Source organism: Gemmata obscuriglobus, from assembly GCF_008065095.1.
In the GTDB taxonomy this organism is placed as follows: domain Bacteria; phylum Planctomycetota; class Planctomycetia; order Gemmatales; family Gemmataceae; genus Gemmata; species Gemmata obscuriglobus.
The window spans coordinates 8,593,675-8,608,570 of the sequence record NZ_CP042911.1 but is presented as its reverse complement, the minus strand read 5'-3'; the positions used below and the strand labels follow the sequence as shown (position 1 = coordinate 8,608,570).

Here is a 14,896-nt window from a genome sequence, read left to right as displayed (position 1 = left end):
CCGAGAGTAGACCCGCCCCGGTCGGACCGCGTCAAGGCCAACCGTGCCGGCTACGCGTTCGCCTTCCGAAGTCGCGCCCAGTACCCGCCATCGGACGGCCGCCCCGGGACCGAGTGGTGTTCCGCTTCGAGCGTCAGCCCGCGCATCCCGCGGAGCACCGCTTTCACGACACCCTCGTTCTCGTCGGGCTCGATGCTGCACGTGGAGTACACCACCGCACCGCCGGGCTTGACGCGATCGGCCGCGAGGATCAGCAGTCGCGTTTGAAGGCGGATGAGGTACTCGAATTCGTTCGGTTTAAGGCGCCACCTCACCTCCGGACGGCGCCCGATCACGCCCGTATTACTACACGGCACGTCCACCAGGGCGGCGTCGAACGGCCCCGCGGGGAACTCCTCATTATCCTTCAGCAGAACGGTTTCGATGCCCGTGAGCCGCATCCGCTGTGCGAGGGCGGCGACCGTTTCGAGCCGCTTCGGGTCGATGTCGCACGCGGTGATGTGCCCGCGGCCGTCCATCAGTTCCATCAGGTGCGTGGTCTTCCCGCCCGGCGCGGCGCAGGCGTCCAGAATCCGCATCCCGGGCTGGACACCCAGCGCGGACGCCACCAACATCGACGAATGGTCCTGCACCGCGAAGTCGCCTTCGGCGTACCCGGGCAGGTCGCGGATGCTGTGATGCTGCGAAAACCGCAGCGCCTGCGGGTGCTCGCCGGGTTCGACCTCGATCGTCTGCGCCGCGAGCTGGATGCGGTAGCTCTCGCGGCTCGCGCGCAGTTTGTTCACCCGAACCCACAGCGGCGGTGCGGCATTGAACCAAAAACCCAAGCGGACGCACTCGTCGACGCCGTACCTCTTCAACCAGCGGTTCGCGAGCCACTGTGGGAACGAGAACGCCGCGGCGAAGTATGGTGCCGGATCGGTTGCGGGATCAGGCAGAACGGGTTTGGTAAGCCGGCGGTAAGAACCCCTCCCGCCCCCTTCCGACGGCGTCGGGGCGCTTTCGACCAGCGCGAACGGCACCGCAGCGGCCCCAGGCGCGTCCGTGAACTCGTCGGTGGTCAGCTCCGCGATCCGGCGCAACACGCCGTTGACGAACCCTTTTGCCTTCGGCGCGCCGACGTGCTCCGCGAGTTCGACGGTCTCGTGAACGGCCGCGTGCTTCGGAACGTGCGTGAGAAACGTAAGCTGGAACGCCCCGAGACGCAGCAAATCCCAAACGCGGTCCTGAACCGCGTGCGTTGGCAGGTGGATGAACGGCTTGAGCAACGCGTCCAGGGTGCCGCCGCGGCGGATCACCCCGAACACCAGTTGCGTAACGAACCGACGATCCTGCGGAGAGAGGTTCGCGGCGTTAACGGCGTCGTCCACGAGTTCGGCGGCGAACCCGTCGCGCGACCGGGACCGGTTCAGCACGTCGGCCGCGACCTGTCGTGCGGTGATACTCATGACAGCACTTCCGGTCCGAACCGCATACCTTCAACGATCGGATAACCACGAAGGAACTCCTCCGCGGTCATCTTCTTCTTCCCTGCGGGCTGAAGTTCGGAAAGGTCGATGGAGATGTTGTCTCCCACCCAGACACTAATGACCACGTTGCCGGACACAGGGTCCTTTCTGCTGCCGCTGACAGTCCCCGTCGCGGGGCGGTTGGGGCCACACGGGCACATCGCACCGCACGCGACTTTACTCACGATCACCCGCATCGGCTCCTTACCGGGGCGGTGCAGGAACGTGTACGCGGTCGGCCACGGCTGCATCGCACGCACGAACCGCTCGACGTAGCCCGCCGGTTTCGTCCAGTCGATGAGCCCGAACTCCTTCTTGATCTTCGGCGCTTTCGTTACTAGCGCGGGGTCTTGCTTCGCACCTTCGACCGGGCCGCCCGCGGCGTACTTCTGCGTGGCCTCGACCGCCATCCCCGCGCCAAGGGTTGCGAGGCGAGCTTCCAGCGTGCCGGTAGTATCGGTCGGGAGAATGTCGAGCGATTCCTGAAGGACCATGTCGCCGGAGTCGAGCCCGGGCGTCACCTTGATGATGGTCACGCCGGTTCGGGCTTCGCCCCCGAGGATCGCATAGGCGACGGGCGCGGCCCCGCGGTACTTCGGCAGCAGCGAGGCGTGAACGTTGATGATGCCGCGGGTCGGTGCGTTGATGACGTCCTTCGACAGGATCTGCCCGTATGCCGCAACCACGAGCAGGTCGGGCGCCATCGCCTGAAGTTGTGTTAGCCCTTCGGGTGTGTTGATGCTCTCGGGTTGAGCGACCGGGATGTTCGCCGCGCGGGCGATGTTCGCCATACCCTTGCCGGTCTGGCGCGTGCTGCCGCGCTTGTTGCCGGTGTCGCGCTCCGGTTGCGTCACCAGCCCCACCACGTCCGCACCGAACGCCGCGATCAGCGCCTCGAACGTCGGCTCGGCGAACGTACCCGTCCCCATCATCACGATGCGCATGAAGTTGTCGGTTCTCGGCGGGCGGGGTCAGTCAGCGGAGCGAGTGGCCGGTGCTGTCAGCGCTGACTGATAGCTGACAACCGATTACGGGCCGAACGTCACAGCGCCTGGACCATGTCCGGGGGCAGATCGCCCTTCTTCTTGTCTTTCTCGAAGTCCGAGATGAACTTCTCCAGATCCTTCTGGCTGCGTGACAGGCCGAGCGACCCCATCTTGTCAATAAACAGCGTGCCCTGAAGGTGGTCGATCTCGTGCTGCCACACACGGGCCGCAAGGTCGTGCGCCGTTGTTTGAACCAGTTCGCCCTTCAGGTTATAGAACTTGACCGTCACGGTCTTGTACCGGCGCACGTTTTGGTACAGCCCGGGGAAACTCAGGCACCCCTCGCGGTCGTTGATCGTGGAGCCCTTCGCCTCGACGATGACCGGGTTGATCGCAACGACCTCCTGGTCCGGTTGGTCGGCCTCGCCCAGCGGGTTCAACACGATCATCTGGTAATCGAGCGTCACCTGAGGCGCGGCCAGCCCCAGGCCCTCGCTCCGGTACATCAGCTCGACCATCTGCGCCGCAGCCTTCTGCACGTCCGCGTCGATGGCGATCACCGGTTTGGCTTTCGCCCGCAGTGCCGGGTGCGGGTACCTCACGATCTTCATTTCACCTGCTCGTTGAGCTTCGATTCTCGGGACGTTGAATGTGATTATAGCAGAAGCGGTTCGGGCGGCGGGACGTCGGAAAATGACCGCAGGAAAGGCCCCAAAGTGGGTGGAACCGAGCCTGAAGGCAGGAACAAACGCCCCCGACTCCGCGCCCCCCACTTTTGGGGCCTCGTTGCGGCCGATCCCTCACTCTTTTTCTGGCGAGACGATTTTCAGCCCGATGATGCAGCCGATCAGGCCGGCCAAAAAGAACAGCCGCCAGAACGTGGCAGGGTCTTTGAACCACACGATCCCGATGATCGCAGTGCCGGCCGCGCCGATACCGGTCCACACGGCGTAGGCCGTGCCGAGCGAGATCTTCTGAGCCGCGAGCGTGAGCAGCCCGAAGCTGATGATCGACAGCAACACGAATGCGAGCGCCCAGCCGAGCTTGGTCAGCCCTTCGGAGAGCTTCAGGCAGGTGGTGAACCCGCACTCGCAGCAGCCCGCGAGGATCAGATAGAGCCAGTGCATCATTCGGTTGCGCGTAGCACTCCTTGGCTCCTCGTCTGATACCAGTCTGACCCTACAAGCACGGGGAAATCATGCCGCAGCCGCGGTCGCCGGTTCGGGAACTGCGGTCCCGGCTGCCAGGGCGGTGAGTGCGTCGAGCAGCCCATCGACCTGTGCCGGTGTGTGGTTCGCGTTGACCTGCATCCGCAACACCCCGTGCCCGTGCGGCACCGCCGGGAACACGACGGACTGTGCGTAATAGCCCTGTTCGTACAGGAACCGCCCGGCCTTCAGGGTCGCCTCCTCGCCGCCGATCAGCACCGACACGATCGGCACCAACCCGCCCAGTACGGTGAACCCTCTTCGCGCGGCACCCTGGGCGAGCTTGCGCACGTTCGCGTCGAGTCTGGCCCGTAGCGCCGGATATTCGGGCGACATCAGAATGTCGACGACGGCGCAAACCGCTTCGAGATACGGCGGCGGCACCGGGCCACCGAAAATCAACGAGTTCGAGCGTAGTTTGAGCACGTCAACAGCCGCTTGTGAACCGGCGACGAACCCGCCCAGACAGGAGAAGCCCTTCGACAGTGAGCCCACCGTCAGCACGTTGTCGTAGTGCCCGAGCGAGGCCAGCACCGTACCGCGACCGTGCTCGCCGAGCACCCCGCTCGCGTGCGCGTCGTCCACGTACAAGCACGCGTTGTGCGCCCGGCAAATGCGGTCGAACTCCTGAAGCGGCGGGAGTTCGCCGCTCATGCTGTACACGCCGTCCACTGCTACCACCGCGTGCCGGAACGGCTGCAAGCCCCGGAGCGTTTCTTCAAGCGCCGCGGGCGAGTTGTGCTCGAACTTCGCCGTCCGCACCCCGCGAGCCTTTGCGAGCTTCAATCCCTCGTCAATGGAGTTGTGCGCGAACTGGTCCGCGACCAACACGTCCTGCCGCGTGACGAGCGCCGGCAGCGCCCCCACGTTCGCGAGTGTGACGGACGGGTAGATGAGCGCCGCTTCCGTGCCGAGCCACTCGGCGAGTTTACGCTCGGCACGAACGTTCGGTTCGGCGCTGGAGAAGGCGCGCGAAGTGCCGTTGTGCGTGCCCCACGTCCGCACGCCCCGTTCGAGCGCGGCACACACGCGCAGGTCTTGGTCCAGGCCCAGAAAACTGTCGGAACCGAAGTTGGTGACCCACCGCCCGCCGAGCTTGATCGTGCGGTCGGGGTTCACGGCCTCGACCGTCAGGTCCTTCATCAGGAGGTCGGGGTAGTCGTCGAACATGCGGCGGAAGAACCGGGTCATTCCGGTCCCCGCGAGCGATCCCACGAGCCGATCGAGCGGCGCGGACGTCATAGAGCCTCGACGGATTAGGCGGCTGGCAACAGGCTTGATCGGCCATGAGGGCCGTGCGGGTTGAGCAATTTGTGCGGCCCGTCCTCATCGGGCAGACGAGGCCATGACCCGAGCTTGCGCCAGTTAGATTGGGAGAAGTGGAGAAAAGGAGCGGCAAAACGTGACGTGTCGGCGGACGGGGGCATGAGCCCCCGGTTCGTTAGAAAACGGGCTCAGCGCGACTTCTTCGGCTTCGGCTCGGCCTTCTCTTTGTCTTTGTCGGACTTCTTCGACAAGAGTTCGATCCCGGTGGGGCACTCGCCCTTGAGCACACACTGGCCGCACAGCGGGGTCTTCTCGATGCAGGTCTCCTTGGCGTGGATACTCATCAGCTCCGTGAACTCCTCGCCACGCGCCTTCGGGATCACGTGCTCGATGCCGCCGCGGAGCGACTCCATGTCCTCGGCCTCGGCCTCCTCGACCACATTGAGCCGCCGGAGCACGCGAAAGGTCGGGCCGTCCAGGGGGATCGCGTGCCCGCCGAGGGACCGCTGGACCACCCACGCCACCGCGAAGTCGTTCACCCGCTTGAACCGCTCGATCTGCTTCGCGGCCTGCTTGAGCCCCTTCGTTTCGAGGTCCTTGGCGTTGAAGTAGCGGGAGATCTGCTTGGCCGCGTTCTTGAGCCCCTTCTTCTCCATGTCGCCGAGGTCGTAGGAGTAGTTCATCTCGAACACGGCGTGCAGCACGCCGATGATCCACCCCGCGCGCGGCCCCGGGTTGGGCAGCGGCCGCAGCGCGTCGGCGACCTCCTGAACCGTGCTGACGCGGATCTCGTTCCAGTCCACGAAGACCTTCCGGATGCGCGCGTAGGCCTCTTCCGCGTCCTCGGTGGTGCTGCCTTCTCGGCAGATGGCGAAGATGAGTTCATCGAGCAACAGGCGCGGCTCGCGCGGCTCGGGGGTGGGGAGCGGGTACCTCTTCTTGAGGGCCGCCTGCGCCTGCGTCAGGAGCTGCTGCTTGTTCGTGATGGCCGGCATGCGGTGGGACTCCGGTTCCGTTGGCGTTCGCCCGTGGGGACTGCTGCGAAGCGGGCGCGGCCCGCGCCGCGGCTACGGTTTCGGGCGGTCCGTCGTTCCTTCGGCGGCTTCGGTCGTTTGTCCGTGCTCGGCTTCGTCCGTCGATTCGGGATCGCTCTCGGGCGAGTCGCCCCCCGGCTCCCCTTCAGGGGGCGTCTGGGCCGCGCCGCGATCGGCTTCGAGCCGCTCGTTCTCCTCGCGGATAATCCGGGCGATCTCGATGCTCTTCTTCACCCCCTCGTCCAGGATGAACGTGACGTGGGGGACGTACCGCGACGTGAGCCGGTCGGCGATCTTCGTCTGCACGTAGGCCGCGGCGCTCTTCAGCCCGTGCATGGTCAGCGACTGCTCCTTCTCGCTCCCCATCACCGAGACGAACACCTTCGCGTGCTGAAGGTCGGCCGACACCTCCGCGCGCGTGACCGTCACGTTCTTGACCCGCGGGTCTTTGATCTCGAACAGGATGGCGTTGGCCGCCGTCTCGCGGACCACCTCCGACACGCGTGCTAACCGGTGCGATTTCATTCGGGTTGTTCAGACCTCGTGGCAGATGAATTCAATCCTGCGTGCCAGTCGCGGAATTTTTTGATAAAAAGCAGCAAATTGACACCGGAAAGAACCGCGACACAGCCCGACATATCAATCCGGCTCTGACCGTCCTGGCTGAACAGATCGAAGTAGAGTAACAGCCAGAATACCAAACTCAGCAACCACAAGGATGCCGATACCAAGTACGCAGGACCGTGCCACTTTCTCCACGAGCGAGCGACATCAAGCCGAGCGCAGTTCGGACAGTATCCGCTGCCCACGGTCACGAGTTGGGCGCGGCAAAACGGGCACGGTCGGGTCACGGCAACCTCGCGGCTAAACCACTTCCGACCCCACCGTGACCTCGCTGCCGAGGTATTCCGCGACCGGGTGGACGCGCAGGGCGTCAGCGATCTTCTGCAACGCGCTTTGAACTGCGGCGGTCTCGAACCCCACCGCGGCGAACGCGAGCGTAACCAATTTTACGTCGTCGTGCGTGTCCACCTCCGCCGCGGAGACGTTGAACGCCGCCCGCATTCGGTCGAGGACGCTGCGCACGACCTGTCGTTTGTCCTTCAAGGTCCGGCTCTCGCGCACGAGCAGCCGGACTGATAACGAGCCGATGACCATCATTTGGTAATCCGCAGTGCGGCGTTCGGAACGCGGAATCGAAGACAACAAAGCCGTTACGTCTTTTGGTCTTCGATTCCGCGTTCCGAACGCCGCACTCCGAATCGGTTACAGGGTACGGGCACGAACCTCGATCTTGAACGCCTCGATCACGTCGTCGACACGGATGTCGTCGAAGTTGGAAACCTTCAGACCGCACTCGAAGCCCTCGCGGACCTCCTTGGCGTCGTCCTTGAACCGCTTGAGGCTGTCGAGGCCGACCACCTTTTCGGCGGGCGGGAACACCACGACGCCGCTGCGGATGATCCGCACCCGGGCGGACCGTTCGAGGACACCGCTGGTGACGTAGCACCCGGCGATGGTGCCCACCTTGCCCACCTTGAAGGTCTGGCGGACCACCGCGCGGCCCAGGTGAACCACCTCCTCGATCGGCTTGAGACGGCCTTCCATCGCCGCCTTCACGTCGTCCACGAGGTTGTAGATGATCTGGTACTCGCGGAGGCTGACGCCCTGCTCGTCGGCGAGCCGCAGGGCGGCGTCGTCGGCGGTCACGTTGAACCCGATGACGAGCGTGTCGTCGGGGCTGATGCGGGCGAGCTGGACGTCCGACTCGGTGATGGCCCCGATGCCGGCGTGCAGCACCCGGGTGGTCACCTCCTCGTGCGTGAGCTTCTCCAGCTCCTTCTTGATCGCCTCCACCGAGCCGCGGGCCTCGGCCTTGAGGATGATCTTCAGCTCCGTGACCTTCAGCTTGCTCTTGGCCGCGGTCAGCGAGTCCAGGTCCTTGACCGCCTGGAACCGGTTGAGCGACGCCTCGCGGTCCTTCTTCTCACGGGCCTCGGCGATCTTCGCCGCGGTCGTGAGCTCGTCCACCGCGTAGAACGGGTCGTCGGCGTTGGGCACGCCGCCCAGGCCGGTGATGCGAACGGGGGTGCTGGGGCCGGCCTCCTCGATCGCGACGCCGTGGTCGTTGTACATCGTGCGGACGCGGCCGTAGTTCGCACCGCACAGCACGATGTCGCCCGGGCGGAGGGTGCCCTGCTGCACCAGCACGGTCGCGTTCACGCCCTCGCCGGCGGTCATGTACCCTTCGAGGCAGGTGCCGAACGCCGGGCGGTCCGGGTCGGCCTTCAGGTCGTCCGCGAGGTTGAACTCCGCTTCGAGCGAGATCGCGGTGAGCAGGTCGTCGATGCCCTGGCCGGTGAGGGCGCTGGTCTCGACGAACTGGATGTCGCCGCCCATGTTGTCCGGCAGCAGGTTCAGGTTGTAGAGCTGCCGCTTGGTGCGCTCGACGTTCGCGTTCGGCGCGTCGACCTTGTTGATCGCCACGATGATGCGCACGTCCGCGGCCTTGGCGTGGTTGACCGCCTCTTCGGTCTGCGGCATCACGCCGTCGGTGGCCGCCACCACGATGACCGCGATGTCGGTGACGTTGGCCCCGCGGGCGCGCATCTTGGTGAACGCCTCGTGGCCGGGCGTGTCGAGGAACGTGATCTGCTTCTCGAGCAGCTCCTCGTTCGGGTCGTCGGGGTTGAGCACCTTGTGGGTGACCGACCACGCGCGGATCACCTGCGTGATCCCGCCCACCTCGCCGGCCGCGACGTTCGACTTCCGGATCTTGTCGAGCAGCGACGTCTTGCCGTGGTCGACGTGACCCATGATGGTGACCACCGGGGGCCGCGGGCGCAGCTTCTCGGGGTCCACGTTCTCCATCATCTGCTCGAACTCTTCGATCAGCTCCTCTTCGGCCGTCTTCTGCCGCTTGACCACCAGCTCGATGTTGTTGTCGACGGCGATCATCGCCGCCGTGTCGAACTCCACCGGCGAGTTGTTGCCGTAGAGCTGGTTGGTCTCCTTCATGAGGCGCTTGATGAGCTCGCCCGCCTTCACCCCCGTCGCCTCGGAAAGGCTACGCACGGTGATGGGCAGCGTGATCTCGATCTTGCCTTCCTTCTTGACCGGCGCGACCTTGCCGCGCATGGCCTTGCGCATGAGCGCGGCCCGCGGCCCGCGGCGGGAGCCCCACTGCTGCTCCACGATCTCGACGCCGCCCGGCCCGAGCACGACCGACCCGCGGTCCACGCGGGGGCCGCCGGACGAGCGCCCCCGGTCGCCGCCGCCGGTGCGGCCCTTGTGCCGGGAGTCGCGGCCGATGACGCCGGTCTTCTTCTTTTCGTCTTCTTCTTCGTCACCACCGACCGGGCGCGGGGCGCCTGGGGTCGGTGCGCCGCCGGTGCGGGCGGGGCCGCCCGGGCGGTTCGGTTCACCGGGCCGACCGGGCGCGCCAGGCGCCGGGGCGGACGGGGTCTTGGCAACCTCGTTGATCGACAGCCGCTGCCCGCGGGCGCTGGCCGCGCGGAGCCGCTCGATCATCTCCGGGGTGAGCTTCACCGACTGCCCGGGGCCGCCCGGCTTGGCCGGACCACCGGGACCGGAGCGGTTCTGAGCCCCTGGCCCGCCTTGTCCCGCTCCCGTGCGCGGCGATCCGGGACCGCCCGGACCGCCAGCACCACCAGGACCGGAGGGACGCGGGCCGGGTGCGCCGGTGGCCCCGGACGGCGGCCGCTGGCCGCTCGGCGGCGGCGCCTGGCCCACCGACGTGCGAGACGGGGCGATGTGTTTCGGCGGCGGCGGGGCCGGCTTGCGGTCCAGAACGCCCGGGCGTGTCGGCTGGCCGAGGTTCGTCGGGATGATGTTCTTCGGCGGCCCCGGGGGCGCGGGCGGGGGCGTCGGACGGGCCGGCGGCTGGTGGGCCGCAGCGGCCGGTACGTTAGGCTTCGGAGCGACGGGCGAGGGCGGCACCGCCGGGGCGGTCCGAGCCGGCGCCGCAGGCGCCGGCTTCGCTTCGGCCGCGGGGACCGGCTTCGCCTCTGCCGCGACTGCCGGTTTTGCCTCAACCGCGGCGGGCGCAGGTTGTGCAACCGGCGCGGGTGCTGCGGCGGGAGTCACCGGGGTAGCCGGTGTGGTAGCGACCGGGGCAGCGGGAGCCGCCGCAACGGTAGTCGGAGTGGTAGCTGCCGGGGCAGCGGGAGCCGGCGGCGTCGCCGGTGCCGGCCGCTGGGGGCTGAGATTCGCGGGGCGGCCCTGGTTCAAGTTCCGCATGCCGCTCCCGCCCAGCGACGGGATCACGTTCTTCGGGGGCGCGGCCGGCGCAACCGGTTGGGGCGCAGCAGGAGCCGGTGCAGGCTTGGGCGCTTCGGCGACGACCGCCGGGGCCGGCTTCACCTCCGCCGCAACCGGTTGGGGCGCAGCAGGAGCCGGCGCGGGTTTGGGCGATTCGGCGACGACCGCCGGAGTCGGGGCGGGCGCCGCGGGCTGCGCGGGCGCAACAGGAGCGGGAGCCGCGACCGGGGCTTGCACAGCCGGTGCGGGCGGTTCGGCCGGTTTGACCGCCGGCTTCGGAAGCGGTTTCGGAATCGCAGGAATGGGCTTGGCCAGTGGAGGAATGACGTTTTTCGGCGGCGCGTTCGGGGCCGGCGCGGGCGCGGGACCGCTTTTCGGCCCCTTCTTGACGCGCTCTTTCAGCGCGTCCGCCTGCTCCGGCTCCAAGCCGTTGAGCTGGTTCTTGATGTCGGCGAACCCGAGTTCCTTGCAGTAGTCGAGGAGCACTTTGCTCTCGACGTTCAACTCTTTCGCCAGGTTAAACACCCGGACTTTTTTGTCTTTCGTGTCTTTCGACGTCGGATTCGACAAGCGGAACTCCTCTTGGGGGTGCCCCGAGCAACCCCCGAACCGGCCCGCGCGAGCGGGCATACCGGATCGACCGATCGCGCCCCGAATGAGTTATATTCTAATCCCGCCGGCCCCATAGAAAAGGGGGACTCTCGGCGGGATAGCCGGAGGCACGAGAATGAGCGGGTCGGGGCACCGAGCCAGTTCCGACCGTCGCATCAACGACTCATACTTCGCTCCCGTTCGTTGCTGGCGTCATTCGGCCGGTTTGTCCGCGTCGGAAGGCGCGTCCGCCGAACGATCGGTCACCTCACCAGAGGTAGAGGCCTCGGCCACCACATCGGGTTCGGCCGCGGCATCAATTTCGCCAGATTCCGCACCCGCGGCCACTTCGACCGCTTCGTCGGTCACGCCAACTTCGCCGGTCGCGTCCGGGTTGAGGGCGCCTTCGGTCAGCCCCACCTCGGCCGCGGCCTGAGCTTCTTCTTCGGCTCGCGCCTGGGCGTCCGCGTCGGCCTGCTCCTGCAGCCGGGCCTCCTTCGCGGCCAGCTCGGCCTGCCGGCGCTCCTCCTCGACGCTCCGCTCCATGACGTCCGCGTACTCTTCCGCGTACATCACCACCTCGTCCGCCGCCTCCTGGGTCAGGCCGGTGAACTCGGCCAGCCCTTCGTCGTCGGTCATGGTGATGTCGTTGTACGACAGGAACCCCTCTTCAATCAGAGCGTTGGTCAATTCCGGCGAGGCGTGCGGGAGCTGACCGAACCACCGCTCGGCCCGCTCCAGCGCCTCGGCCAGCTCGTCGTGGGTCATGATCTCGATGTCCCAGCCCACGAGCTTGGACGCCAGCCGCACGTTCTGGCCCCGGCGGCCGATCGCCAGCGAGAGCTGGTCGTCGGTGACCAGCACGATGGCCCGCCCCAGCTTGGGGTAGGTGAACACGTCGGAGATCTGGGCCGGCTGGAGCGCGTTGGGGATGAGCACCTGGAGCGCGTCGTTCCAGCGGACGATGTCGATGCGCTCGCCGTTCAGCTCCTCGATCACGTTCTTGATGCGGCTCCCGCGGACCCCCACGCACGCGCCGACCGCGTCCACCTTCATGTCGATGCTGGTGACCGCGACCTTCGACCGGTACCCGGCCTCCCGGGCGACGGCCCGGATGTCGATGATCCGCTCGTCGATCTCCGGGATCTCTTCCTCGAACAGCGCCTTCACGAACTCGGGGTGCGCGCGGGACAGCACGATCTTGACGCGGTTGCCCTGCTTGCGGACCTCCATGATGATCGCCTTGACCCGCTCGCCGACGTGGTGCGTCTCGCCGGGGATCTGCTCGCTCCGCGGCAGCAGGGCCTCCGACTTGCCGAGCGACACGATGGCGGTGCCCGCGTCCACGCGGGTGACGGTGCCGACCAGGAGTTCGTACTTCTTGCCGGTGAACTCGGTGAATACGGTGTCCGACTCGGCCTCGCGGATCTTCTGGATGATCATCTGCTTGGCCGACTGCGCCGCGATGCGCCCGAGGGTGATCGGGTCCAGCTCCTGGTCGCCGTACTTGGCGACGATGTGGCCGGTGGCCTCGTCGATGCTGACGAACACCCCCTCTTCCACCTGGAAGTGGCGCTCCGCGGCCACCTGGATGGCCGACGAGATGCCCTTGAAGATCACGTCCTTGGCGATCTTGCGTTCCTCGTGGAGCTTGTCCACCAGTTCGAGGATGAGCGTCCCGGTGTCTTTCTCTTTCTTGATCGCCATGTCGCTTGACCCTCGGCTCACACCGCGCCGGTAAACGCCGGCACCGGCCCTGGAAGCGCCCACGCCGCGGTTGCCGGGCTACCCGCCCGGTCCGCCGGTGGGCGGTAGGGGACAAGCGACCCGACACCCCGACGCGGGCGGCCCGAAGCCGGTGCATCGTTAGGTGTGGTTGTCGGAGTTATTTTTGCGCACGTCCGGTACAGAAACAAGAGGGCTTGAGGAATTCGGGCTTTTCCGCCCGCGATTCTGGTTCAAAAGCGCGAAAAGACGGGTTGGGCGAATCACCGAAACGGATGGACGCTCGTCAATTCTCACAACATCTGGACCAGGGCAGGCTGGCGCCGCTGGTGCGCGACCGCTTTCGGCCCGCTTGAGTGTGACCCGCGTGCGGAGCTTGAGTCACGGGGCTTCCGCCCTGTGCGACGCCCGGCGCCCCCTCCGGGGTGCAAAGACAACGAGCACGCGCCGCCATTATTTCCGCTGTTTCACTCCCCGCGTGCCGCGGCGTGACGGCGCGGGGCCGCTGTACCCTGAAGACCGGTCCTGAATCGGCCGCGCACTAAAATCACCGTCGCCCCCGCACCACCGAGGACACCCGATGTACCGCTCCCTTGCCGTCGCGGCGCTGCTCGCGTGCGCGCCGGCCGCCGGCGCCGGCCCCTACGACGACCTGCTCAAGCACAGCTCCGCCAACACCAACGCCCTCGTCCTCATCGACGTGAAGGCCGCCGCCGCCAGCCCGCTCGCCAAGAGGGACAAGTGGGCCGAGAAGGTTCAGCAGAGCGGGCACGGCGGGCTCGGGTTCTTCCCGCCCGACGCCGACCTCGTCGCCATCGCCGGGGAGGTCAACTTCACCACCATGAGCCGCGACTTCCAGGTCGGGCTCGTGAAGGTGAAGGGGCTCCCCAACTTCAAGACGCTCGCGGCCCAGGAGGGCGGCACCACGGACGAGATCGCGGGGCAACTGACCGTCGTGTCGCCGCGCGAGGTGTACTTCACCAGCTTCCCGGGCGAGACGCTCGCAGCGGTGTACCCGGCCGACCGGCAGTACGTGTCGCGGTGGCTCAAGGCGCACCGCGGCGGCAAGCTGCCCCCGCTGGTCCCGTACCTCAAGACGGCCGCGGACGCCGCCGGGGGAGACACGGTCACGATCGCGCTCGACCTCGAAGACGTGCTGGAGCCGGCGCTCCTCCGGTACGGCTTGAGCGTCAGCCCGGTGCTGGTCAAGCACAAGGGCGTGAACCAGTCCGCGCTGGCGGCGTTCTTGAGCCGCGTAAAAGGGCTCACGTTCTCCGCAAAGGTGACCGACGCCGTGGCCGGGAAACTGGTCGTCGATTTCCCCGAGGACGTGAACCGGTACAAGGGGGTGCTGAAGGACCTGTTCCTTGAAATGATCGACGGGTACGGGGTCTCGCTCGCGGGCCTGGAGAAGTGGGAGGCGACCTTCACCGACAAGACGATGACGCTGTCGGGGCCGCTGTCGGGCGACGACCTGCGGCGCATCGTGTCGCTGTTCGCGTTCCCGCGGCCGGAGGGCACCGACGCGCCCGCCGCACCCGGCGACGCACCGAGCGCCGGCGCCACCCAGCGCTACCTGCGCGCGGCCGACGCCATCCTGACGGACATCAAATACGTGAAGGACAGCAGCGACTACGGCAAGACCGCGACGTGGCACGATAAGGCCGCGGCCCAACTGGAGCAGCTCTCGCGGCGCAACGTGGACCCGGCGGCTGTGGACGCGGCGCACCAGGCCGCCCAGGGGCTGCGTGCCATCGCGGCCAGCCTGCGCGGGGTGCCGGTTGACGTGACCGCGGCCGCGTCGAAGGGCTACTCGTACACGCAGTGGGGGGTGTACCCGAACTGGGGCTGGCCGCATTACGGCGGGTGGTGGGGCGGGTACCGCGGGGCGATCGTCGCGCCCCAGGGGGTGCAAACCAACCTGCCCCAGGTTCAGGGCGAGATGGCGAAGGTGGTCGCGGACGACCACAAGCGCCGGATCGCGACCTGGAGCAAGATCGATCAGACCATGTCCGACGCCCGCCGCAAGCTCGGCGAAAAGTACAAAACGGACTTCTGACCACGATACCGGTGCCGCGCCGCGAGCCTTTGCCCTCAAGGCGCGTGATACCAAGTGCGGTCCATTCCCGCTAGCGCGGCCTTGGCGATCGGCCGAGAGACCCGAACACGCCGCGGTTGCACCCGCCTGCGTCGGCAGGCGGGTGACGCACCCAATCGCCGCTCTTCTTCAACCACACTTCAGTGATTTCAAGTTGATGTGACGCACCCATGCACAGCCTTATGAGTGTGGCCCACTC

General features: G+C 67.0%; 11 protein-coding genes. 1 reads left to right on the top strand and 10 read right to left on the bottom strand.

Features of this window, described 5'->3' with window-relative positions:
• Nucleotides 1-50 precede the first annotated feature (50 nt).
• From GobsT_RS35745 to nusA, 10 genes are all read right to left on the bottom strand, one after another.
• Nucleotides 51-1,448 (bottom strand): transcription antitermination factor NusB, encoded by a 1,398-nt coding sequence (locus tag GobsT_RS35745; RefSeq protein ID WP_010048092.1) that lies wholly within the window; start codon nt 1,446-1,448, stop codon nt 51-53.
• The gene (gene fmt / locus GobsT_RS35740) at nt 1,445-2,452 is read right to left on the bottom strand and encodes a methionyl-tRNA formyltransferase (protein WP_010048093.1); all 1,008 of its coding nucleotides are present in this window, start codon (nt 2,450-2,452) and stop codon (nt 1,445-1,447) included. The genes GobsT_RS35745 and fmt overlap by 4 nt, the downstream gene beginning before the upstream one ends.
• 98 nt (nt 2,453-2,550) lie before the next feature.
• Nucleotides 2,551-3,105 (bottom strand): peptide deformylase, encoded by a 555-nt coding sequence (def, locus tag GobsT_RS35735; RefSeq protein ID WP_010048094.1) that lies wholly within the window; start codon nt 3,103-3,105, stop codon nt 2,551-2,553.
• 189 nt (nt 3,106-3,294) lie between these two features.
• Complete coding sequence (locus GobsT_RS35730; protein ID WP_029601220.1) at nt 3,295-3,621, bottom strand: DMT family transporter; 327 nt, start codon at nt 3,619-3,621, stop codon at nt 3,295-3,297.
• 69 nt (nt 3,622-3,690) lie between these two features.
• The gene (locus GobsT_RS35725; protein ID WP_010048097.1) at nt 3,691-4,944 is read right to left on the bottom strand and encodes an aminotransferase class I/II-fold pyridoxal phosphate-dependent enzyme; all 1,254 of its coding nucleotides are present in this window, start codon (nt 4,942-4,944) and stop codon (nt 3,691-3,693) included.
• Between the two features lie 212 nt (nt 4,945-5,156).
• Nucleotides 5,157-5,963, bottom strand: a complete 807-nt coding sequence (locus GobsT_RS35720) for an endonuclease III domain-containing protein (protein WP_010048099.1) — start codon at nt 5,961-5,963, stop codon at nt 5,157-5,159.
• Between the two features lie 72 nt (nt 5,964-6,035).
• Nucleotides 6,036-6,527, bottom strand: coding sequence for a 30S ribosome-binding factor RbfA (rbfA, locus tag GobsT_RS35715; RefSeq protein ID WP_010048100.1), 492 nt, complete (start codon nt 6,525-6,527; stop codon nt 6,036-6,038).
• 339 nt (nt 6,528-6,866) lie between these two features.
• A complete protein-coding gene (locus tag GobsT_RS35710) occupies nt 6,867-7,163 on the bottom strand; it encodes a DUF503 domain-containing protein (RefSeq protein ID WP_010048101.1) in 297 nt (98 codons plus the stop codon).
• A gap of 105 nt (nt 7,164-7,268) precedes the next feature.
• Nucleotides 7,269-10,853 carry a translation initiation factor IF-2 gene (gene infB, locus GobsT_RS40755; protein WP_010048045.1) on the bottom strand — a complete coding sequence of 1,195 codons (3,585 nt, stop codon included), beginning with the start codon at nt 10,851-10,853 and terminating at the stop codon, nt 7,269-7,271.
• A 234-nt stretch (nt 10,854-11,087) separates the two neighbouring features.
• Nucleotides 11,088-12,581, bottom strand: coding sequence for a transcription termination factor NusA (gene nusA, locus GobsT_RS35700; protein WP_010048046.1), 1,494 nt, complete (start codon nt 12,579-12,581; stop codon nt 11,088-11,090).
• Between the two features lie 598 nt (nt 12,582-13,179).
• On the opposite strand from nusA, the gene GobsT_RS35695 reads away from it, so the two are divergent.
• Nucleotides 13,180-14,658, top strand: a complete 1,479-nt coding sequence (locus tag GobsT_RS35695; protein WP_010048048.1) for a hypothetical protein — start codon at nt 13,180-13,182, stop codon at nt 14,656-14,658.
• Nucleotides 14,659-14,896: the final 238 nt, after the last annotated feature.